At 66.3% G+C, this 21,422-nt stretch carries 16 protein-coding genes; 10 read left to right on the top strand and 6 right to left on the bottom strand.

From position 1 onward, the window contains the following. Positions 1 to 158 precede the first annotated feature (158 nt). From ACQR1Y_RS27445 to ACQR1Y_RS27430, 4 genes are all read left to right on the top strand, one after another. A complete protein-coding gene (locus ACQR1Y_RS27445; protein WP_434878928.1) occupies positions 159 to 1,823 on the top strand; it encodes a mucoidy inhibitor MuiA family protein in 1,665 nt (554 codons plus the stop codon). Positions 1,824 to 2,334: 511 nt separating this feature from the next. Continuing rightward, a complete protein-coding gene (locus tag ACQR1Y_RS27440; protein ID WP_434878896.1) occupies positions 2,335 to 3,924 on the top strand; it encodes an ABC transporter substrate-binding protein in 1,590 nt (529 codons plus the stop codon). Positions 3,925 to 4,115: 191 nt separating this feature from the next. Next, on the top strand, positions 4,116 to 5,972 hold the full coding sequence (ftsH, locus tag ACQR1Y_RS27435; protein WP_434878897.1) for an ATP-dependent zinc metalloprotease FtsH: 1,857 nt from the start codon (positions 4,116 to 4,118) through the stop codon (positions 5,970 to 5,972). Between the two features lie 110 nt (positions 5,973 to 6,082). Continuing rightward, entirely contained in the window at positions 6,083 to 7,768 is a 1,686-nt protein-coding gene (locus ACQR1Y_RS27430) for a methyl-accepting chemotaxis protein (protein ID WP_434878898.1), read from the top strand. Between the two features lie 56 nt (positions 7,769 to 7,824). Here the strand turns inward: ACQR1Y_RS27430 and ACQR1Y_RS27425 are convergent, their stop codons facing one another. Together ACQR1Y_RS27425 and ACQR1Y_RS27420 are read right to left on the bottom strand one after the other, a co-directional pair. Continuing rightward, positions 7,825 to 9,180, bottom strand: a complete 1,356-nt coding sequence (locus tag ACQR1Y_RS27425; RefSeq protein ID WP_434878899.1) for an esterase-like activity of phytase family protein — start codon at positions 9,178 to 9,180, stop codon at positions 7,825 to 7,827. Between the two features lie 119 nt (positions 9,181 to 9,299). Further along, positions 9,300 to 10,253 carry a DMT family transporter gene (locus ACQR1Y_RS27420; RefSeq protein ID WP_434860468.1) on the bottom strand — a complete coding sequence of 318 codons (954 nt, stop codon included), beginning with the start codon at positions 10,251 to 10,253 and terminating at the stop codon, positions 9,300 to 9,302. Between ACQR1Y_RS27420 and ACQR1Y_RS27415 the strand changes: the two genes are divergently transcribed. Both ACQR1Y_RS27415 and ACQR1Y_RS27410 read left to right on the top strand, forming a co-directional pair. Continuing rightward, positions 10,210 to 11,037: a TetR/AcrR family transcriptional regulator gene (locus tag ACQR1Y_RS27415; protein ID WP_434878900.1), complete on the top strand. Its 828-nt coding sequence runs from the start codon at positions 10,210 to 10,212 to the stop codon at positions 11,035 to 11,037. The two genes, ACQR1Y_RS27420 and ACQR1Y_RS27415, sit on opposite strands and share 44 nt — an antisense overlap. A gap of 40 nt (positions 11,038 to 11,077) precedes the next feature. Continuing rightward, the gene (locus tag ACQR1Y_RS27410; RefSeq protein ID WP_434878929.1) at positions 11,078 to 11,857 is read left to right on the top strand and encodes a sulfite exporter TauE/SafE family protein; all 780 of its coding nucleotides are present in this window, start codon (positions 11,078 to 11,080) and stop codon (positions 11,855 to 11,857) included. 18 nt (positions 11,858 to 11,875) lie between these two features. Here the strand turns inward: ACQR1Y_RS27410 and ACQR1Y_RS27405 are convergent, their stop codons facing one another. Continuing rightward, complete coding sequence (locus ACQR1Y_RS27405) at positions 11,876 to 12,805, bottom strand: DMT family transporter (protein WP_434860466.1); 930 nt, start codon at positions 12,803 to 12,805, stop codon at positions 11,876 to 11,878. A 144-nt stretch (positions 12,806 to 12,949) separates the two neighbouring features. Further along, a complete protein-coding gene (gene mgtA, locus ACQR1Y_RS27400; RefSeq protein ID WP_434878901.1) occupies positions 12,950 to 15,505 on the bottom strand; it encodes a magnesium-translocating P-type ATPase in 2,556 nt (851 codons plus the stop codon). A gap of 548 nt (positions 15,506 to 16,053) precedes the next feature. Here mgtA and ACQR1Y_RS27395 point away from each other — a divergent pair. From ACQR1Y_RS27395 to ACQR1Y_RS27380, 4 genes are read left to right on the top strand one after another with little or no spacing between them, the layout of a single operon-like run. Then, the gene (locus ACQR1Y_RS27395; protein WP_434878902.1) at positions 16,054 to 17,346 is read left to right on the top strand and encodes an adenylosuccinate synthase; all 1,293 of its coding nucleotides are present in this window, start codon (positions 16,054 to 16,056) and stop codon (positions 17,344 to 17,346) included. Between the two features lie 36 nt (positions 17,347 to 17,382). Further along, a complete protein-coding gene (locus ACQR1Y_RS27390; RefSeq protein WP_434878903.1) occupies positions 17,383 to 19,029 on the top strand; it encodes a hypothetical protein in 1,647 nt (548 codons plus the stop codon). Positions 19,030 to 19,083: 54 nt separating this feature from the next. Next, a complete protein-coding gene (locus ACQR1Y_RS27385; RefSeq protein ID WP_434860462.1) occupies positions 19,084 to 19,530 on the top strand; it encodes a DUF5413 family protein in 447 nt (148 codons plus the stop codon). A 48-nt stretch (positions 19,531 to 19,578) separates the two neighbouring features. After that, on the top strand, positions 19,579 to 20,130 hold the full coding sequence (locus tag ACQR1Y_RS27380; protein WP_434860461.1) for a DUF4112 domain-containing protein: 552 nt from the start codon (positions 19,579 to 19,581) through the stop codon (positions 20,128 to 20,130). An 88-nt stretch (positions 20,131 to 20,218) separates the two neighbouring features. Here ACQR1Y_RS27380 and ACQR1Y_RS27375 read toward each other — a convergent pair whose 3' ends face one another. Together ACQR1Y_RS27375 and msrB are read right to left on the bottom strand one after the other, a co-directional pair. Next, on the bottom strand, positions 20,219 to 20,506 hold the full coding sequence (locus tag ACQR1Y_RS27375) for a hypothetical protein (RefSeq protein WP_434860460.1): 288 nt from the start codon (positions 20,504 to 20,506) through the stop codon (positions 20,219 to 20,221). 403 nt (positions 20,507 to 20,909) lie between these two features. Further along, positions 20,910 to 21,335, bottom strand: a complete 426-nt coding sequence (msrB, locus tag ACQR1Y_RS27370) for a peptide-methionine (R)-S-oxide reductase MsrB (protein WP_434860459.1) — start codon at positions 21,333 to 21,335, stop codon at positions 20,910 to 20,912. Positions 21,336 to 21,422 lie beyond the last annotated feature (87 nt).

The raw sequence follows: 21,422 nt of genomic DNA, 5'->3' as shown, positions 1-21,422 counted from the left end.
CTCGGATAGGGCAGCACGGCTCTCGCGGCGTTGCCCTTTTTGTTCGAGATGCGCCCGGATGGCGTTTGAACCGGTCTCGTTTTGCTCGCGTCTAACGCCCGACGAAGGACCGGCTGTTCCGGTCCCGAGGGTGCTGGGCTGCGGAGAAAATGATGACCATGCGACACAAGGGTCTGATGGCCACGGGACTCGTTCTGGGTGCGGCATTCGCCGCAGCCCCGGGTTACGCGGCCGATCTCGATGCGACGTCCTCCGTCGATGCCGTCACTGTCTATCCCGATGGCGCGAGCGTCACGCGGCTCATCTCGCTCGATCTCCCGGCTGGCGAGACGACGGCCATCGCCAAGGATTTTCCGCTCGGACTCGATGTGTCCTCGCTGCGCGTCGAAGGTGAGGCCGGCGAGAAGCTCGTGATCGGCACCGTCGATGCCAAGCCGCCGCGCGCCGCCCCGCCGGTCAACCTGCCCGAGATCGACAAGCGCATCGAGGCGCTGAAGGACGAACGCGCCAATCTCGACGGCGCCATCGCCGCCGCCCTCACGCGCAAGAAGTTCGCGGAGCGCTTTGCCGAAGCGTCGCCCGCGGGTCTCGGCGAAAAGGGCGAAGCGCGTCCGATCGCTGAATGGCGCACCGCCTTTGCGGCCGTGGCGGAAGAGGTGGGGCAGGCGGACGCGGCGATCCGCGACAGCGAGCGCAAGCAGCGCGAGCTCGACCGCGAGATCGCGCGATTGCAGGCCGATCGCGCCGCGAAGCCCCCGAGCAAGATGGAAGTCCAGATCGAACTCTCCGCCGCGGCGGCGACGAAAGCGAAACTGCGCGTCACCTACGCCGTGCGGCACGCTCGCTGGGTGCCGCTTTACGACGCCCGCCTCGATACCTCGGCGAAGGACCGCAAGCCGGTGCTCGAGCTGGTGCGTCGCGCCGAGATCCAGCAGACCACCGGCGAGGATTGGTCTGACGTCACGCTGTCGGTGTCGACGGTGCGGACGGGGCGCGGCGGCAGCGCGCCTGAGCTTCGGACCGTGATCGCGCAATATCCGCCGCCGCCGGCGCCGCCGATGGCGCAACTCGGCACGATGTCGGACAACGTTGCCAAGCGCCGGAGCATGGAGGCGCTCGCGCCCGCACCGGCAGCTCCGGAGCCAGCCAGGAAGGCCGAGGAGCGCGAGACCGCGGTCGAGATCGGCGCCTACCAGACCGCCTTCCGGCTTCCCGGCCGCGTCAGCGTCGGCACCAACGAGGGCGCCAAGAGCCTGCGCATCTCGACGGCGACGATCACGCCCGAATTGATCATTCGCTCGGCGCCGGTCGCTGATCCCACGGCCTATCTCGAAGCCAGCTTCACACAGGCAGAGGATGCGCCGCTTTTGCCGGGCAAGGTGTCGATCTATCGCGATGGCATGTTCGTCGGCAATTCGAAGCTGGTTTCGGCAGCCAAGGACGAATCCGTACGTCTCGGCTTCGGCGCCGACGACAAGGTCAAGGTCGAGCGCAGCGTCGTGAAGCGGAATGAAGGCGCGGCGGGTCTGATCGTCACCACGGCGAAGATCGACGAGCGCGCTTTCAAGACGACGATCCGTAACGCGCATGACTTCCCCGTCAAGGTCGCGATCCAGGATCAACTGCCGGTCAGCGAGAACGAGGAGATCACCGTCGAGATGCTGCCGTCGACCACGCCGCCGACCGCGATCAATGTCCGCGACCGGCGCGGTGTCACCGAGTGGCTCGTCGAGGCCAGACCCGGCGAGACCAAGGAGATCTCTTTCGCTTGGCGCGTCCGCTGGCCGAAGGACAAGACCATCACGATGAGTCCCGCAGGTTAGAACTCATCGACGTTCCTCGTTTGCCGCGAGCTGCAAGGCGAGCGTTCTGCGCATGATCTGCATGTCCTATCAACTCAGGATCAGAATGCGGACTGTGTTGAAACCCGAAGTATGAGCGCTTGCCCGGATGGAATTTGTCCGGGCAAGCACAGCTGCGCCTCAATCGCCGAAGCTTGCCCTCATCCGAACGCAAAGCGGTCGTAGATCGCGGCCAAGCCGTGTCTGCGCGTGAGACACGGACGCAGGTAGCGATGGACGGGCGTTCGACGCGTGGCGACTGCGGGACTTGGGGACGATACGCTTGCGACGATGCAAGGGACGTCGGCCAGAATGGCCGCCCTCGATCATTCGTCGTCGCTGGCGAACTGATGTCCCGATGTATCTCCGCATTCCAAATCGTCATGACGATATCCGAAATACCGTCAAGGATGGTCATCTCGACTGGCCTCGCCCTTGCGTCCGGTCTGCGGGTGTGGATCGGCGCGCTTGAACGGAGGTTTCGGTCTATCAGATGCAGTATCCGTCTTTCGCCTCGCGCATCGCGCGGCGTTCGTATCGTTGGGCGGCGCTGTCCGCCGTCATGCTGGCTGGAAGTGCAAATGCGGCCGTCGCGGCCGATAGTGTGAACCTGGTTCGCGAACTTGCCGGCCGTGTCGGTCCGATCCTTGGTTCGTCCCAAGCCTGCACGAGCATCCCGTCACGTCGCGTTCAGATCATCCTGGTCAAGTTTCAACAGGCGATCCGCGAAGCCTCGACCAATCCGAACGAGCTCAACGAACTGGCCCGGGACTTCGAACGCAACCTCGCCGAAGGTCGCGCTGCGGTGAACGGCGGTCGGGCCGACTGCAGGCTGGTCGAGCGCCAGTTGACGGAGCTCGAGCGTAGTGTCAACGCGCCGCCCGCGGCGGTATCGGCGACCGTCGCGCCGTCGGCGGCCGCTGCCGCGCCAAGCCCGATGAGACCCGCGGCCGCGTCCGGCAGCGTGCGCGGCGTGACGGATCAGGAAATCCGGTTCGGGATGGTGATCCCGTACACCGGCAGCGCCAAGGAGAACGGGCAGAGCTACAAGCGCGGCATCGAGGTCGCGTTCGCGCGCGTCAACGCCGCCGGCGGCGTTCATGGACGGATGCTCAAGCTGATCGCGGCCGATGACGGCTTCGAACCGACGCGAACGCCGGACGCGATGAAGCTGCTCTGGGAGCGGGAGCAGGTGTTCGGATTCGTCGGCAATCTGGGCACGCCGACCGCAGCCGTCGCCGTGCCGTTCGCGCTCGAACGCAGGGTGCTGTTCTTCGCGCCGTTCACCGGCGGCAGCGTGGTGCGGCACGACCCGCCCGATCGTTACGTCTTCAACTACCGGCCAAGCTTCGTCGAGGAGGCCGACGCCGCGGTGCGCTACCTCCTGAAGATGCGAAAGATCAGGCCGAATCAGATTGCGGTGTTCGGACAGAACGACGATCTCGGCGAGCAGGGCTTTGCCGGCGTCGCCAGGGCCTATCGCGCAGCCGGCCTCAACGACAAGGCGATCGTGCGGCTGCTCTACGCCCGCAACTCGATCGACATGGACGAGGCGGTCAACCAGCTCAAGGCGCAGAAGGTGCCGATCAAGGCCATCGTGATGGTCGGCACGACGCGCCCGGCGGCAAAGTTCATCGAGAAGACGCGCGACCTCTATCCCGGCATGATCTACACCAACATGTCGATCGTCGGCGCGACCGCGCTGGCGCAGGAGTTGATGCTGCTAGGTCCGCGCTTCACCGAGAACGTCATCGTGACCCAGGCGGTGCCGGCCGTGTCGGGCTATTCGAGCACGGTGCTCGAGTTCAAGACGGCGCTGGCGCAAGTCGCGCCTGGCGAGGTTCCGGACTACATCTCGCTCGAGGGCTACATCGCCGCCAACCTGCTGATCGATGCGCTGAAGCGCTGCGGGCCGCAGCTCGACACCGAGCGATTGGTCGAGGCGCTGGAGAACACGCGCAATCTCGACATGGGACTCGGCACCCCGCTCAATCTGAGCCGCGGCGATCATCAGGCGCTACACAAGGTCTGGGGCACCCAGCTCGACAGGTCCGGTGTCTACCAGCCGATCGATCTGGAATGATGCTCTCGCGCGCCAGCGCGAGAGCGGAGACGGCGCCGGCCGGCATCCGGCCAAGCCGCCGCCCGTTCCGTATCGGCTGGACTTGATCCAGAACAAGCGCGGGGAGGGGTGCGCTTGTTACACGCTGTTGCAGGTCCCGCGGCATTGATCATCTTCGATCGCGCCGTGGCGCTGCAACGCGAGTGCCCGACATGGAATCCGATCCGAACGCCCGCAAGCAGGCCATTGCCGTCGGCTATATCTTCCTGGCCGGCGTCGGCATGCTGCTGCTGCAATGGCTGCTCACGACCTACAACACCGTCGAGACCATTCCGTACAGCCAGTTCGAGCAACTCGTCGTCGACGGCAAGATCGCAGAAGTGTCGGTCAGCCAGGACACCATCCAGGGCAAGTTCAAGGACAAGCAGGCGGACGGCAAGACAGCCTTCGTCACGGCGCGGGTCGATCCGTCTCTGTCTGAGAAGCTGGCGGCCAAGGGCGTCACGGTCACCGGTGTTCCATCGGGCGGCGTGATCCAGACCTTGCTGTCCTGGGTCGTGCCGGCGCTGATGTTCTATCTGATCTGGGTCTTTCTCGGCCGCAAGGTCATGGACAAGCAAGGCTTTGGCGGCTTGATGTCAATCGGCAAGTCGCGCGCCAAGGTCTATGTCGAGACCGATACCAAGGTGACCTTCGCCGATGTCGCCGGCGTCGACGAGGCAAAGTTCGAGCTGCAGGAGGTCGTGCAGTTCCTGAAGGACCCGAAGAGCTATGGCCGGCTCGGCGCGCACGTGCCGAAGGGGATCCTGCTCGTCGGCCCGCCCGGCACCGGCAAGACGCTGCTTGCGCGCGCCGTGGCGGGCGAGGCCGGTGTCGCCTTCTTCTCGATCTCGGGCTCCGAGTTCGTCGAGATGTTCGTCGGCGTCGGTGCGGCGCGCGTGCGTGATCTGTTCGAGCAGGCGCGCAAGGCTGCGCCCTGTATCATCTTCATCGATGAGCTCGATGCGCTCGGGCGCAGCCGTTCTGCCGGAGCGCAGTTCGGCGGCTATGACGAGAAGGAGCAGACGCTCAATCAACTGCTGGCCGAGCTCGACGGCTTCGATCCGAGTTCGGGCGTCATCCTGCTCGCCGCCACCAACCGTCCGGAGATCCTCGATCCCGCGCTGCTGCGTGCCGGCCGCTTCGATCGCCAGGTGCTGGTCGACCGGCCCGATCGAAGCGGACGGCTCGCGATCCTCAAGGTGCATGTCCGCAAGATCACGATGGCCGGCAATGTCGATCTCGACAAGGTCGCGGCGCTCACCGCAGGCTTCACCGGCGCCGATCTCGCCAACCTGATCAACGAGGCCGCGATCGCCGCGACGCGCCGCAAGGGCCACGAGGTGACGTTCGACGACTTCACCGTCGCGATCGAACGCATCGTCGCCGGCATCGAGAAGAAGAGCCGCGTGCTCAGCCCGGCCGAGCGCCGCCGCGTCGCCTATCACGAGATGGGGCATGCGCTGGTCGCGGCCAATCTCGCCGGCGTCGATCCGGTGCAGAAGGTCTCGATCATTCCGCGCGGCGTCGGCGCGCTCGGCTACACCATGCAGCGGCCGACCGAGGACCGCTTCCTGCTCGCGGTCAGCGAGCTTAAGAACCGCATCGCCGTGCTGATGGGCGGCCGGGCCTCGGAGCAGTTGATATTCGATGGCGACGTTTCCACCGGCGCCGCCGACGACCTGCAGCGCGCCACCGAAATCGCCATCGAGATGGTCACGAAGTACGGCATGGACGCGACCGTTGGCCAGCGCACCTATGCGCCGCGGCCGCAGGCGTCGTTCCTGCAGCCGCAGGACCAGATCGTCTCGGCGGCCGAGGTGACCGGGCGCGAGATCGATCTCGCCGTGCGCGACCTGATCGCGGAGGGCGGCGCCCGTGCGCGCGCGATCCTCGAAGGCCACCGCGAGGACCTGGAACGTGGCGTCACGCTGCTGATCGCGAAGGAGACGCTGACCGCCGAGGAGTTCGCGCCGCTGCGATCGGCAGCCTCTGCGATTCCTGCGCCGGAGGCCGCGGCCGCGAGCTGATCCGGGTTTCTACGGGGCCCGTTCGCAACCGAACCCTAACCATGCCCTGCTCAATTCATCGGCAGTCAATCTTGACAAACGATGACAATGATCAGGGTGGAGTTCGCTGCGTGCTGCTGAATAACATGAAGATTGCGCCCAAGCTCGCCATCGTGGTTGGCGTCGCGCTCCTGGGCCTCGCCGCAGCCGGAACCTTCGCCGCCAATCTGATGCATCGGGAGATGGTCAACGCCCGCATCGAGCAGTGCCGGGCGATCGTCGAGACGGCGCGCAACATGGCGCTAGGCCTGATCAAGGAGGTCGACGCCGGCAAGATGACGAAGGAAGCCGCGCTCGACGAGTTCGTCAATCGCGGCCGGACCATGACCTTCGACAAGGGCATGGGCTATCTGTTCGCCTACACGATGGACGGCACCGTCGTGATCTCGCAGGACATGAAGCAGCGCGGCTCGAACGTGATCGACTTCGAGCTCAACGGGCGCAAGCTCGTTGTCGAATTGCGCGATGGCGTTGCCAAAGACGGCGAGGTCACGCTGCGTTACGAATATCTCCGCCCGGGTCAGGAGCAGCCGACCCGCAAGATCTCCTACGCGATGGCGATTCCCGGCTGGAATATGTTCGTCGGCACCGGCGTCTATGTCGACGATCTCGACGCCAAGCTGCAGCCGCTGAAGTGGATGATGTGGCTGGCCTGCGCCGGCATCGCGGTCATCGCCGGCGCCATCGCCTGGCTGATCAGCCGCAGCATCAGCATTCCGCTCAATCGTCTCGGCAACCGCATGCAGGAGATCGCCGACGGCCGGCTCGACGGCGAGATCCCCGGCGTCGGCCGCGGCGACGAAGTGGGCGCCATGGCGGCCACGGTGCAGATCTTCAAGGACAACGCGCTGCGGATGCGCGAGCTCGAGCAGGCGGAGGCTGCGACCAAGCAGCGGACGGAAGCCGAGCGGCGCGCCGCGATGCAGAACCTTGCGGCCGATTTCGAGCGCAGCGTGAACGGCATCGTCCGCTCTGTGGCCTCTGCGGCCGAGGGCATGCAGCACACCGCGCAGTCGATGACGGCCACGGCCAGCGACGCCAGCGTCCGCGCCTCGACCGTCAGCAACGCCACCCAGAGCGCGAACGACAACGTCGGAACGGTCGCGGCCGCGGCGGAGGAGCTGTCGAGCTCCGTCAACGAGATCTCGCGTCAGGTCGCCCGCTCCACCGAGATCGCGAGCAAGGCTGTCGGCGATGCCGAGCGCACCAATGCCACGGTGCAGGTTCTCTCGACCGGCGCCGAGAAGATCGGCGAGGTCGTCAAGCTGATCCACTCGATCGCCGCGCAGACCAACCTGCTGGCGCTGAACGCCACGATCGAAGCGGCGCGCGCCGGCGAGTCCGGCAAGGGCTTTGCGGTCGTCGCCTCCGAGGTGAAGGCGCTGGCCAACCAGACGGCCAAGGCGACCGAGGAGATCTCCGCGCAGGTCGCGGCGATGCAGACCTCGACCCAGGATGCTGTCGCGGCCATCACCGGCATCACCCAGACGATCGCGCAGATGAGCGAGATCACCAACTCGATCTCGACCTCGATCGCGCAGCAGGGCGATGCAACGCGCGAGATCGCCCGCAACATCCAGTCGGTCGCGGCCGGCTCCAACGAGATCAGCGCGCATATCGGTGGCGTCACCAAGGCCGCTGAAGCGACCGGCACCGCTGCGTCCGAGGTGCTGTCGAGTGCCCGCGAGCTCGACAGCCAGTCGGGCCTGCTGCAGCAGGCCGTCGACGGCTTCATGGCCAAGGTGCGGACGGCCTGATCGAACCGTCGCCGTTGCCCTCGGGGACAACGGCGACGCTCACGATGGTGAGGCGCTTACTTCGCCTTCAGGAAGTCGCCCACCTCGAGCAGCACGAACTCGTTGTCGTCGGCCTTGTTGGGATCGCGGCTCGACGAGAACGGCAGGTTGTTGTCGTTGCCGACGATGATGTGGGTGTCGTCGACGCGATCGACATTCTCGATCGTGAAGAACGGGAAGGCGAGCACGCCGTCATTCAGCGGCTTGCGCGCCTTCTTGTCCGGATCCCTGATCTTCATCAGGTCGATATAGGCGATCTTGCGGACCGGCTTGCCGACATTGGCGTCCGACAGCTCGATCTTGTAGACGCGCTTGAACTTGGCCAGGTCAGCGAAGCAGTTGTCGCCGCGGGTGCCCTGCGGGCAGGCCTTGTCAGCGGTGCCCTCGCCATTGTCACGCTCGATGATCAGGCCCTGTGTCGGGTCGATCATGTTGAAGTCGCCGATGGCGTTGCCGTTCTGCTCGAACACATATTGCCAATAGCGGCCGGTGAACTTTTCCGCGGCGACGTCGAATTCGAGGATGCGCGAGGCTTCCTTGCCGTCGACCTTCTCCCAATCCTTCTTCTCGGCGTCCCACAGCGGCCCTTCCAGCAGGCCGTAGATGAACTTGCCGTCGGTGGATGCCGCGAAGCCCTCATAGCCCTTCGAGCGCCGCAGATTGACGTTGGTGTAGCTCGCGCCGGGCGCGCCGGGGGACTGGACCGCCCAATGGTCGGGCGAGCGCACCGGCTTGCCGTCAGCAACCGTCTCGAATACGGCGAGCACCTTGCCGCTCTTGTCCGCCTTGATAAGGTAGGGGCCGAACTCGTCGCCGATCCAGATGTGATCGCCGATGATCTGGAAGCCCTCGGTGTCGAAATCGGCACCGGTCAGATAGCGCTTGGCCGTATTCTCGTGGACGATGCGGAACGGCACCTTCTTGTCGGGATCGTGCAGGAAGATGGTCTCGAGCCGCTCCACCTTGCCGGCGGCCCAGTCGATCTTGTGATGATTGAGATAGAGCATCGAATCCGGCGAGTTGTAGCGCGAGCCCATGCCGTTGTCGGTCAGCACCCAGAACGTGCCGTCGGCCATAGTCTTGATGCCGGAATGCCCCTGCAGCGGCTGTCCCTTGAACGGCAGCGATACGCCGGTCGGCCGCTCATAGGACTTGCCCATCACGCTGCCGATCGCCTCGACGCGCTTGCCGGTGGTGTATTTGCCGGAGGTCTTGAGGTCGTCCGGGGCGTCGGCGGGCGCGTCGATGAAGGACTCGGCTGGCAGCACGGCGTGGCCAGCGAGCTTGGCGGGGAATTCGCCTTCGCCCTGGGCGAGCGCGGCGCCAGTGCTGAGGGCCAGAGCGGCCACGGTGGTCAGAAAAAATCGATGCATGGAAAGCCTCCTGAGCTTGAACCACGCGTGGTTCTGAACAGGCGCCCTGACGCTCCGTTGACAGTTCCATGACAGCCGGATGATGCGCGCTGTTCGCCCTGGGGCGTGTTGCCGCACGCTTAGTTCTTGGGCGCCTCTCCGGCGGTGCGGGGCTGCTTGAGTGGCACGCGCGAAGCAATGATCACACCGACGATGACCAGCGCGTAGCCCGCGAGATGGAACAGCTTCAACTCTTCGCCGAGCAGCAGGATCGCGAGCACCGAGCCGAACAGCGGCACCAGATGCAGGAACGGTGCGGCGCGGTTCGGTCCGATCAGGCTGATGCCGCGATTGAAGAACAGATAGGCGAGCGTCGAGGCGAACACGATCACGTAGCCGAGCGTCAGCATGGAGAGCAGGTCCAGCCTCAGCACGAATCCAGAGCTGTACTCCCAGGCCGCGAGCGGCAGCAGCAGCACGGCGCCGGCCGCCGTGCAGGATGAGATCAGCGACAACTGGTGCACGGCGGGCTTGCGGGTCATGGCCGCCGAGTAGAGCCCGAACACCCAAAGCGCGCCGGCGAACATCAGGTCACCCCGATTGAATTGGATGCCCGCGAGCGCGCCGAGATCGCCGCGCAGCAGGATCACCAGCACGCCGACAAGCGACATCGCGATGCCCGCGAGTTGCCCCCAGGTCAGCCGCACGCCGAACAGCAGCAGCGACCACAGCGCCACGAATAGCGGCGTCGACGATTGGATCAGCAGCCCGTTGAGCGCCTGAGTATATTGCATCGCCCAGTAGGACAGCGCGTTGTTGATCGCAAAGCCGGTGAGCGCGAACAGCAGGATCAGCGGCCAATGCGCGAGCAGGGTACGCCAGTCCTTCGCCAGATGCTCCCGCGCGAACGGCCATAGCATCAGGAAGGTTCCGATCCAACGAATGCACGACAAGGTCAGCGGCGGCACGTGGCCGGCGACATAGCGTGCCAGCACGATGTTGCCCGCCCAGAACAGCGAGGCCAGCGTGAGCAGCAGATAAGGCTGGTTGTTGAGCCAGGCGACCGGCGATGTGGACTGGGATGGGGCGGGCAAGGATTCGGCTTCTGTTGCGCGGGCCGAGTTGTGCCCGAAAGCGCGGCGGAGACAAGAGCGCCCGGCGGATTGCCGCCATGCCGAAAGGCGGCAGAACGTCCCCTCTTTACAAAACGAATATTCGTTTTGTATGGTAATTGTGCTCGAAGGCGATTGGTCGCTCGGCCAGGAGGTGCGCATGCCGAAGCTGAAGCCGGCGACGATGGCCGCCCGCCGCGACGAAATCCTGCGCTCCGCAGCGGCCTGCTTCGCGCGTCAGGGCTTCCACCAGACGACGATTGCCGACGTGATCGCCGAGTCCGGCCTCAGTGCCGGCGGCATCTACGGCCATTTCGCCAGCAAGGAGGAACTGATCCAGGCGATCGGTGAGCATCGCCATGCCCGCGATGCGGCGCTGCTCGCGGCCGCGCGCGACAGTCAGGACCCGCTCGAAGGCCTGCGCGCGATCGCGCGCGCCTCGCTGGCGGACATGCAGAAGGAGGAGGGGCTGCGCAGCCGGCGGATTGCCCTGCAGCTCTGGGCCGAGGCGCTGCGCGACGATGCCGTCCGCGATCAGGTCGTGGATGGCGTGCGCAAGCCGATCGCGGTCATCGCCGAGCTTCTGCAGCGCGGCCAGCGGCTCGGCGTGATCGACCGCGCGGTCAACCCGCGCAGTATGGCACGCACCATGGTCGCGATGTTCCAGGGCTTCGTGCTGCAGCGGCTGTGGGGCGAGCCGTTTTCGCCGGCCGAGGCGCTGGCCAGCTTCGAGGTGTTGCTGGCCGGGCTCGCGCCGAAACGATGATGCCCGCGACGTTGCCGAAGTCTCCCGGGAGGACGAGATGATGAGCGGACTCGATCTCCTGGGCGGCCTCGGCACCGGCTTGGTGGGCGGATTCACGTCCGGCCTGCTCGGCGTCAGCCCCGGCGGCGGTCTCGTGGTTTTCGCCGTGCTGCTGCTCGGCGCCGAGCAGCACGTCGCGCAGGGACTCTCGCTGGTCGCGCAGGTTCCGCCGACCAGTGCCGCCGGCCTCAAGCGCTATTGGGACGAAGGCAGCCGGGCGCCGCTGCGCGTGCTGCTGTGGCTCGGGCTTGGATTTGTCCTCGGCGGTGCGATCGGCGCGCTCCTGGCCAACGGCACGGCGTCGGCGATCCTGCGATGGGCCTACGTCATCTATCTGCTGCTGCTCGATGTACTGCTCCTGCGCCGCTCATCGAAGCGAGGTGCCGTCGAGACCACGGTTTGCGCAGTCGATCCGAGCGGATTTGCGCTGCTCGCGGTCGGCAGCGCAGCGGGTGTGTCGTCCGGCTTTCTCGGCATCGGCGGCGGACTGGCGACAGTCGTCGGCTTGAGCGCGGTCCTTGGCATGGCGCAGCACCGCGCGCAGATGATCAGCCTGGCGCTGACGCTGGTGCCGACGACGATTCCGTCAGCCTGGATCTATTGGCAGCACGGTGCCTTGCCGTCCTGGCCCACCTTAGTCGCCGTGATCGTCGGACTGGCCGCCGGCACCGATCTCGGCGCGCGGCTCGCGACCCGCGTTTCGCCCGAGCGGCTGCGGATCGTGCTGATCGGCTTCGTCTCGCTGATGACCATCGCCATGGCGCTCAAGGCCATCGGATAGCGCGCCTCCGGCAATGCCTCAGGTCGCCTGCTTGCGCGAGGCGACGTAGACACCGCCGAGCACCAGGACGAAGCCGATCAAATGAAAGATCTGCGGCTGCTCGCTGAGGAAGACGAACGCCATGATCGAGCCGAACACCGGAACTACGTGAAAGAATGGCGCGGCACGGTTGGCGCCAATCAGCAGTACGCCGCGATTGAAGCAGAGATAGGCGATGGTCGAGGGGAAGATCGCGACGTAGAGCAGCGACAGCAAATTCTGCGTATCGAATGCCATCACCGGGCGGGCATTGAGCTCCCAGATCAAGAGTGGGATCAGGCTGGCCGCGCCGCAGCCGAAGGTGAAGGCGACCATCGACAGGCCGTGGATCTGCGGACGCTTGATCGTCAGCACCGAATAGAATCCGAACACCGCCATCGCCAGCAGGAAGATCAGGTCGCCCTTGTTGAAGCTGATGCTGGCGAGCGCGGTGGGATGGCCGCGCGTCAGGATCAGCAGCACGCCGACGAGCGACAGCACGATGCCGATCGCCTGCGCCAGTGTCAGGTGGACGCGCAGCAGCAACATCGACCACACCGCTACGATCAGCGGTCCGGCGGATTGCAGCAGCAGCGTGTTGAGCGCCTGGGTGTATTCGAGCGACCAATATTGCAGCGTGTTGAAGGCGCCGATGCCGGTGACCGACAGCGCGATCATGATGCCGAGCTTGGAGCGGATCGCCGGCCAATCCTGGCGCAACTGTTTCCAGGCGAGCGGCAGGATCAGCAGGAACGCCAGCGACCAGCGCAGGAACGACAAGGTCACCGGCGGGATGTGGCCGGCAGCGAGCCGGCCGACGATCGAATTGCCGGCCCAGCACAGCGCGGTGATGCTGAGCAGCACATAGGGTTGGTTCGCGATCCAGGCGCGCGCGGGCGCGGCGGATGCGGGGGGATCGGCAGCGGACATCAGCGGTGTTGGACCCGGTTTGGTGCGCCGCGGCATCCGGCCCGGTGTGTCCAGGCCGCTGTTCCTCCCCGGCCGGTTCGACAGACACCAATTGGTGCTGCCCATCAAGAGGGCAGATGCATCGCGACTATGCAATGATGACCGTCATCGGGGCCTCGCGCGGCGATGATGCGGGTTCCGAGGATCGCCTTGGATCGCGAACGCCTTGAGTCGTTCTGCGCTGATCAGATAGGCGACGACGAGCGCGGCAATCGTGGCCAGCAACGGCACGGGCGGCGCCACGAAGCCGAACCAGGCGCCGATCGGCGTGAACGGGATGATGAGCGCGGCGGCCAGCGCGATCAGCGACGAGGCCGTCAGCATCGGATCGGCGCGGTTGCTCCACGGCCGTCCATTGGTGCGGATGATGAAGATCACGAGGATCTGCGTCGCCATCGACTCCAGGAACCAGGCGGTCCGGAACTCGTCCGGCGTCGCGTGGAAAAGATAGAGCAGGGCGCCGAAGGTGAGGAAATCGAACAGCGACGAGAGCGGTCCCATGATCGCTGCGAAACGCAATAGCCGTTTCATGTCCCAGCGCTGCGGTCGTGCGGTCGCTTGCGGGCTGACGCGATCGAAGGGGATACCGAGCTCGGACAGATCATAGAGCAGGTTGTTGAGCAGGATCTGCGTCGGCAGCATCGGCAGGAACGGCAGCATGATCGAAGCGACCGCCATCGACAGCATGTTGCCGAAGTTCGAGCTCGCGCCCATCCGCACGTATTTCAGGATGTTGGCAAAGGTGCGCCGTCCTTCCTCGACGCCATCGGCGACGACCTCGAGATCGGAGGCCAGCAGGATCATGTCGGCCGCGGATTGCGCCACACCGGTGGCGCCATCGACGGACAGCCCGATATCCGCGACCTTCAGCGCCGGCGCATCATTAATGCCGTCGCCGAGGAACCCCACCACCTCGCCCGAGGCCTGCAGCGCCTTGACGATGCGCGATTTCTGATCGGGCGCGAGCCGGCCGAAGGCGTCAGTCGAACGGACCTGCACCGCGAGCGCATCGTCGCTGAGCTCGGCAATATCGCTGCCGGACAGCACGCGGTCGGCCTTCAATCCGACCAGACCCGCAAGCCGCTTGACCACGACAGGATCGTCGCCGGAGAGGATCTTCAGCGCGATGCCGGCGCGCGCCAATTGAGCGATCGCGGCTGCCGCCGTCGGCTTGGGCGGATCGGCGAAGGCGCACAGGCCCTCGAAGATCAGGTCCTTCTCATCCTCGGTCTCGATCTCGCGCGGCGCGCCGCTCCACGGCTTCGAGGCGATCGCGACCGTGCGCAAGCCGTCCTGCGCCAGCGCGTGAACGCGCGCGCGCATCTCGGCGCGAGCATCCTCGTCGATCGCCGCGATCGTGCCGCCTTGCCGCCGCTGCGTACAGAGCTCGATCACGGTTTCCGGCGCACCTTTCACGATCAGGAGCTGATCCAGTCCCCTGATGGCCAGGACCGAGCCGAGCCGGCGCGAGAAGTCGAAGGTCTGCTGCCCGCCCAGGATCCAGCCCGCCGCGGCATGATCGGCGCCTGCGACCAGCGCCGTATCGAGCGCCCCGCGATCGCCTCCCAGCGCCGCGGCGATGGCGCCGAGCTCCGCCGCGCGCGGATCGTCGCGTCCATCGGGCGCGATGCTGCGCGCGAGCGTGATCTCGGCGGATGTCAACGTGCCCGTCTTGTCGGTGCACAGCACGGACATCGCGCCGAGATCGTGAATGGCCGCGAGCCGTTTCACGATCACCTTTCGCTTGGCCATGCGCAGCGCGCCGCGTGACAAGGTCACTGTCGTGATCATCGGCAGCAGTTCCGGCGTCAGTCCGACCGCGAGCGCCACCGAGAACAACAAGGAATCGAGCACGTCACGCCCGAACACGACGCGCACCGCGAGCACGATGACCACGAGCGCCAGCGTCAGCCGCGCGATGACCAGGCCGAACTCATGCAGGTCGCGCTCGAACGGCGTGCGCCTCTGCGCTTCCGCCAGAGCCGATGCGGCTGCGCCGAACATCGTGTTCGCGCCGGTATTGATGACGAGGGCCGTGGCCTCGCCGGTCTGTGCCACCGAGCCCCGGAACAGCGCATTCGACGTGTCGTCTGCATCGGTCGGAAGGGCAGCCTGCTTGGTCACGGGGTAGGGCTCGCCCGTGAGCGCGGCCTCGCCGGCCGTGAAGGCCTTGCTCTCGATGATCAACGCATCGGCAGGAACGATGTCGCCGGCGCGCACGCGCAGGACGTCGCCGGGCACGACCAGGTCGACGTCGATCTCGCGATAGGCCCCGTCGCGCCTGACCTCGGCCGTCAAGGCCACCGAGCGCCGGAGCTCCTCGGCGGCCCTCACGGCATGTCCTTCCTGAACGGTATCGAGTCCGATCGACAGCGTCAGGATCAGCACGATGATCGCGCCGCCGATCACGTCGCCGGTCGCCATCGAGATGATGCCCGCGACGAGCAGGATCAGCGACAGCGGCTCGAGTAGCCGGCGCAGGACAGCGCGCAGGGGACCTACGATGTGTGACGGCGAGTCGGTATTGCGGCCGTAGCGCTGCAGCCGCTCCGCGGCGCTGGAGTCGCCGAGGCCGTTGAGGTCGCAGTCCAGCGCTTGGGCGGCCTGCGCGGGCGCAAGACGCCAGAACTGGTGCAGGCCGGAGGTCGTTTCAGTGTTCACGCGCGTCGGCCGTCATGGCTGATGGGGTCCTTGGCATCGCGCCTCCTTTGCACGACGGCCCGCCGGGCGGTTGACCTGCCGCAATGTCCGCCGCCCGCGGGCATGGCGCCCGGCCGGCTTGGAGTGGTGGCTTGGCCTGAACGCTCATTGAGGTTGTCGATCCCGGGACATCGCGAGACGTTGAGAAATCGCCGATGTGCAGGGTTTGCGGCATTCGATCGTAGATTCGCCGCCGTTGCAGTGCTCAATCCGGCTGCCAGGACCAGGACGCCGCCAGAAGCGCCGGGCCGGGCATCCGGGCCAAGGCCGGGGTGGCTTGAAATTTTGGGGCTTATCAAAGGCTTGGTGGCGCTGTTGTGTGCTCCGGGGGCCCGTTCTTGCTTGCCTAGCCCGGCGGCTTCCTTTATCCGGTGGGTCGCCTCGCAAGCGAGCGGTCCCGGCCGCGATTTGGGCTGGGCGCATGGTTGGCCAGGCTGGCCCCTCATCGGAAGCGATATCGACTGAGCCGATCGTGCTGTTTTGGATCTTGGCAGAGGAAAGAGCTGCGAATGGCTAACGTCGTCGTCGTCGGCGCCCAATGGGGCGACGAGGGGAAGGGCAAGATCGTCGATTGGCTGTCGGAGCAGGCCGACATCGTCGTGCGCTTCCAGGGCGGCCACAATGCGGGTCATACGCTGGTCATCAACGGCGCGACCTACAAGCTGGCGCTGCTGCCATCCGGCGTGCTGCGCGCCGGCAAGCTGTCGGTGATCGGCAACGGCGTCGTATTCGATCCGCAAGCCTTCCTCGACGAGGTCAGCAAGCTGCAGTCGCAGGGCCTGTCCATCAGCCCGGACAATCTGCGCGTCGCTGAGAACGTCACGCTCATTCTGCCGCTGCACCGTGAGCTCGATGCGTTGCGCGAGTCCGCGAGCGCAGCGACCGCGATCGGCACCACCCGCCGCGGCATCGGCCCGGCCTATGAGGACAAGGTCGGCCGTCGCGCGATCCGCCTGATGGACCTCGCCGATCTCGACACGCTGCCGCACAAGATCGATCGCCTGCTCGCCCACCACAATGCGCTGCGCCGCGGTCTCGGCCTCGAACTGATCGACGGCAAGGTCATCCTGAACGAACTGACTGCGCTGGCGCCGAAGCTGCTGCCTTATGCGGAGACGGTGTGGCGGCTGCTCGACATCAAGCGTCGCGAGGGCAAGCGCCTGCTGTTTGAGGGCGCGCAGGGCGCGCTGCTCGACGTCGACCACGGCACCTATCCTTACGTGACCTCGTCCAACACGGTGGCGGCGCAGGCCGCGACCGGTGCCGGCCTGGGGCCGGGCGCAATCGGCTATGTGCTCGGCCTGTGCAAGGCCTACACGACCCGCGTCGGCCAGGGACCGTTTCCGACCGAGCAGGACAATGAGATCGGCCGCAAGATCGGCGAACGTGGCCGTGAATTCGGAACGAATACCGGCCGGCCGCGTCGTTGCGGCTGGTTCGATGCCGTCCTGGTCCGCCAGGCGGTCCGGACTTGCGGCATTAACGGTCTTGCGCTGACCAAGCTGGACATTCTCGACGGTTTCGACACCATCGAGGTCTGCACCGGCTACAAGCTGGACGGCAAGGAGATCGATCACTTCCCGGCCGGCGAAGGCGCCCAGGCCCGGGTCGAGCCGATCTACGAGACCATCGAAGGCTGGAAACAGCCGACGGCGAATGCGCGATCCTGGGCCGATCTTCCTGCCCAGGCCATCAAATACGTTCGGCGCATCGAGGAACTGGTGGGTTGCCCGATCGCGCTGCTTTCCACCAGCCCCGAACGCGAGGATACTATCCTGGTCCAGAATCCCTTCGAGGCGTGACGGGACCTGACAGCGAAGCGCGCGAATTGAGTTGATATGGCCGACTACTACCCGCTGATAGCCCGTGCCATTGCCGGATTGGACCCCAACGCTCCCGGCGAAAGCCGGCGCGCGCTTTACGAGCGGGCTCGCGCGGCGCTGATCGCGCAACTGCGCAGTGTTCAGCCGCCGCTCAGCGAATCCGAGATCACGCGCGAGCGGTTGTCGCTCGAAGAAGCCGTCCGCAAGGTCGAGGCCGAAGCGGCCCAGCGCGCCCGCGAAGCGCAGCGGGCCGCCAGCGGCGCGGGGCGTCCGGGAGATGCGTTGCGGCGTGCCGGCGCGCGCAATCCCGAGGCGCCTCCGGCTCCAGCGGAAAAGCCAGGTCCCGCGTCGGAGCAGCCGGCGCCTGCTCCCCCCCGGCCGCGGCCGGCAGCGGCACCCGCGCCGGCCCGGGCGGAGCGCCCGCCGCTCGGCGGCGAACCCCTCGAGCCGCGGCCGCCGCGCAATCCGCGTCCGGATGCCCCGCCGCCTGTCGCCGGCGCGCCGGCTGCTCCGCCGCGGTCGCAGCCGCCCCAGACGCCTCCGCAGGATGCACCGCCGCCCGTGCGTGAGCGCCCGGCCGCGCCCCGTCGCGGCGCCCAGGACAACGGCAATCCGGCAACGCCCCCTGCGATGCGCGGCTTTCGCGATATCACGGCGGATGTCGACGATCTCGGCAAGGCCACGGCCCAGGCCAACCGCGCCGCCCGGAAGACCTACGCCAACGTGCCGGCCACGGATCTCGACCGGCTCGAGGACGATGACGATCGGCCGCCGCTGCCCGAGCCGGCGTACTCCTATGACGAGTCGGTGCAGGAAGCGGAGCGTTACGCGCTGCCGGCCACCTCGACCCGCCAGCGCGGCGGTCCGGCCGAGCGCGAGGCCAAGAAGAAGCCGGAGCGCAGCGGCTCGACCTTCCCGTTCAAGGCCGCGATCGCGGCCGGCATCGTGCTGATCCTGGTCGGCGCCGGAATTCTGTGGGGCCGGCCGCTGGTCGGCGTCGTCTCGGGTCTGTTCAAGTCGAACGCGACAGTCGAGGCGCCGAAGGACAACGGCGCGCCGCTGAGCAAGCCGAAGATCACCGACCGCGTCGGCCAGGCGCCGTCGTCCGATCAGATCGCGCCGGTCGCCCAGCGCGTGGTGCTCTATGACGAGGACCCCGCCGATCCCAAGGGCAAGCAGTATATCGGCTCGGTGGTCTGGCGGACGGAGCAGATCAAGGCGAGCGGCACGCAGAAGGCGGACATCGCCGTGCGCGCCGACATCGAGATTCCTGATCGCAAGTTCAAGATGACGATGTCGTTCCGCCGCAATACCGATACGTCGCTGCCGGCGAGCCACACCGCCGAGCTGACCTTCATCCTTCCGCAGGACTTCTCCGGCGGCGGCGTCGGCAACGTGCCGGGCATCCTGATGAAGTCCAACGAGCAGTCGCGCGGCACGCCGCTGGCGGGTCTTGCGGTGAAGGTCACCGACGGCTTCTTCCTGGTTGGCCTCTCCAATGTCGATGCCGACCGGACCCGCAACGTGCAGCTCCTGAAGGAGCGCTCCTGGTTCGACGTCCCGCTGGTCTACAGCAACCAGCGCCGGGCGATCATCGCCATCGAGAAGGGAGCTCCGGGCGAGCGCGCCTTCAACGATGCTTTCGCAGCGTGGGGTGACTGACCGGACGGCAATCGCCTCGCGCGCTCGACGGAGCGGCGGGGCAGGAGGTTGGGCATGAAGCGATATCTGATCTTCGTTGCCGTGGGCCCGGCGCTGGGCGGCTTCGCGCTGCTGCTCGTCACCACCTATCTGTCCGGCTATTGGACCGACACCAGCGCGGGCGAGGTCGCCAAGCTGTTCAAGGTCTTCGTCACCTCGCTGCAATACAGCTATCTGTTCGGCTTCCTGCCGGCGCTGATGATGTGCGCGATCGACGACATCCTGTTCCATGTCCGGCGGATACCGTCGACGGCCCGCATGCTGATCGTGGGCGGCGTCGGCTTTCTGCTCGCCGGCTTCAACTATGCCTCCCATGGCTCCGACTACGGCGCCCTGCAGTGGATTCTCTACGGCCTCGTCGGCTTCATTCCGGCGACGGTGTCTTCCTGGCTGGTGCACAGATTCGTCGATGAAACCCCGCCCGGCACTCCGGCGGCGCAGCCGAGCGAGCACGGCGCGTGACGGCGTGACGCAACTTGCGCCGCGGTGCCGCGTTTCTATGTGATGGGCATGCAAGACCAGGTCTCCCCCTCCCGCCGCGCTTCCGGACGCGCTTCCCAGGCGAATTTCAGCGCCAAGGAGGCGCGTGGGCCGATCATCGACCAGGACGGGCGGGAGATCCCGCAAGGCGGGCCGTTCCAGTCCTCGTTCAACGGCGCTTTCGCCGGCCCCGGCGGCGTCCGCTTCGACTTCCAGGGTGCCAACCCGTTCGGCAACCTCACGCGAGAGCAGCGCATCGCCCGGCTCGAGGCCGTCGCCAAGCTGCTCGACGTCGCCTTCGTCGTGCCCGGCACCAATATCCGCTACGGCATCGACGGCATCATCGGCCTGATCCCGGTGGTCGGCGATCTCATCGCCACCGCGCTGTCGCTGTGGCTGGTGCGCGAGGCCCGGGCGCTCGGCGCGCCCTGGCATGTCATCACCCGCATGCTCGGCAATGTCGCCGTCGAGGGCGTGATCGGCATGGTCCCGGTCGCCGGCGACGCTTTCGACGTGCTGTTCCGCGCCAACATGCGCAACGCTAAGATCCTGCGGCGGTGGTTGGATACCCAGCCGCGGTGAGCCCCGGCAAAAGCGATTAAAAGCACCCCCAGAAAAAAACTGCCCCGCACTGGGCGGGGCAGGGTGTCGTCGGATGGTTGGGCTGCCGTCAGGCCGCATCGGCGTCGGGCGCCTTCTCCTCGACGGCCCGGCGTGGCAACGGGAACGCCTCGCTTTCATACAGGGTGCGGATGCCGTTCTGGTCGAACCGGGCCTCCTCGACCTGCAGATAGGCGCCGTTGAGCGAATCCGCCGGCAACTCCTCCATGGCGAAGCGCACGGCCTCGGCCGCGGTGCCGAACCGCCGATAGGCGAAGCCCGCCCGCTTCTTCTTGCGAATGGCGGCGGGAAACAGTTCGGCAGAGGTGTTGAAGTTGAACGGACGCAGTGGACGCATGGTCTGAGACCTCTTCTTGTCGGCTAAGAGCGCTGACGCGAGCTTTCGAACGATCAAGCTTGGCAATGACGCCAGCGATTGCGGGTGTGGAGGGCGGTATCTTTGCCGCTCCAGGCGGCCCAGCCCTGCATGTCAGTTACAGCCCCTAATATAGGCCGATTTGACAGAAATGCGAATCCTGCCGGCTCACATCGTAAATCCGGCCTGCCCGCAGCTCTCTCGGAATATCCTCTTTTTTCAATAACTTAATTGCTCTGCAACTTGTGAATGCAAGAGAGCTCCATGCGTCCAGCGAAAATCTGGGCTGTTGTGGCCGATTTCGGTCCCGCGGGACCCCCCAACCGGGGGCTGCCAGCCCCCGGATACCGTCAATGCAACGGCACCGAAGGGCCGGCTCGCGATGTCAGCGCGGCTTCAGCTTCAGGGCCGCCGAGTTGATGCAATAGCGCAGGCCGGTCGGCCCCGGACCATCGGGGAACACGTGGCCGAGATGGCCCGAGCATTTCGAGCACAGCACCTCGGTGCGGACCATGCCGTGGGTATAGTCCGTCTCCTCGTCGATATGGCTCTCTGCCGCCGGCTGGGTGAAGCTCGGCCAGCCGCAGCCGGAATCGAACTTGGCATCGGATTCGAACAGCGTCTGCCCACAGCCGGCGCATACATAGGTGCCGGTGCGATGCTCATGCTCGTATTCGCCCGAGAACGGCCGCTCGGTCGCCTTCTCGCGCAGCACGGCGTACTGCATCGGCGTGAGCTCGCGGCGCCACTCCGCCTCGCTCTTGACGACCTTGTCGGTCGTCCGCGGGTCACTCGTCTTCGTGTCGCTCATCCTCTTGATCCTCCGGCGGACCCGTGCGGTCCGCCCCTGTCATTGCGCTGGTCGGGCTGTTGCCAGGCCTCGGTTCGTCCCCTCGGT

It is taken from the genome of Bradyrhizobium sp. HKCCYLRH3099 (assembly GCF_051167855.1).
Taxonomy (GTDB): domain Bacteria; phylum Pseudomonadota; class Alphaproteobacteria; order Rhizobiales; family Xanthobacteraceae; genus Bradyrhizobium.
Note: the sequence above shows the minus strand (reverse complement) of the source record. Positions and strands in the feature narration are given on the sequence as shown.

Bases quoted from the DNA above. Each gene is read 5' to 3' on its own strand.
- ACQR1Y_RS27410 (WP_434878929.1), top strand. From the start codon at position 11,078: ATGAGCGGACTCGATCTCCTGGGCGGCCTCGGCACCGGCTTGGTGGGC.
- ACQR1Y_RS27380 (WP_434860461.1), top strand. From the start codon at position 19,579: ATGCAAGACCAGGTCTCCCCCTCCCGCCGCGCTTCCGGACGCGCTTCC.
- ACQR1Y_RS27440 (WP_434878896.1), top strand. From the start codon at position 2,335: ATGCAGTATCCGTCTTTCGCCTCGCGCATCGCGCGGCGTTCGTATCGT.
- ACQR1Y_RS27445 (WP_434878928.1), top strand. From the start codon at position 159: ATGCGACACAAGGGTCTGATGGCCACGGGACTCGTTCTGGGTGCGGCA.
- ACQR1Y_RS27395 (WP_434878902.1), top strand. From the start codon at position 16,054: ATGGCTAACGTCGTCGTCGTCGGCGCCCAATGGGGCGACGAGGGGAAG.
- ftsH (WP_434878897.1), top strand. From the start codon at position 4,116: ATGGAATCCGATCCGAACGCCCGCAAGCAGGCCATTGCCGTCGGCTAT.
- ACQR1Y_RS27375 (WP_434860460.1), bottom strand. From the start codon at position 20,506: ATGCGTCCACTGCGTCCGTTCAACTTCAACACCTCTGCCGAACTGTTT.
- ACQR1Y_RS27405 (WP_434860466.1), bottom strand. From the start codon at position 12,805: ATGTCCGCTGCCGATCCCCCCGCATCCGCCGCGCCCGCGCGCGCCTGG.
- msrB (WP_434860459.1), bottom strand. From the start codon at position 21,335: ATGAGCGACACGAAGACGAGTGACCCGCGGACGACCGACAAGGTCGTC.
- ACQR1Y_RS27385 (WP_434860462.1), top strand. From the start codon at position 19,084: ATGAAGCGATATCTGATCTTCGTTGCCGTGGGCCCGGCGCTGGGCGGC.
- ACQR1Y_RS27425 (WP_434878899.1), bottom strand. From the start codon at position 9,180: ATGCATCGATTTTTTCTGACCACCGTGGCCGCTCTGGCCCTCAGCACT.
- ACQR1Y_RS27390 (WP_434878903.1), top strand. From the start codon at position 17,383: ATGGCCGACTACTACCCGCTGATAGCCCGTGCCATTGCCGGATTGGAC.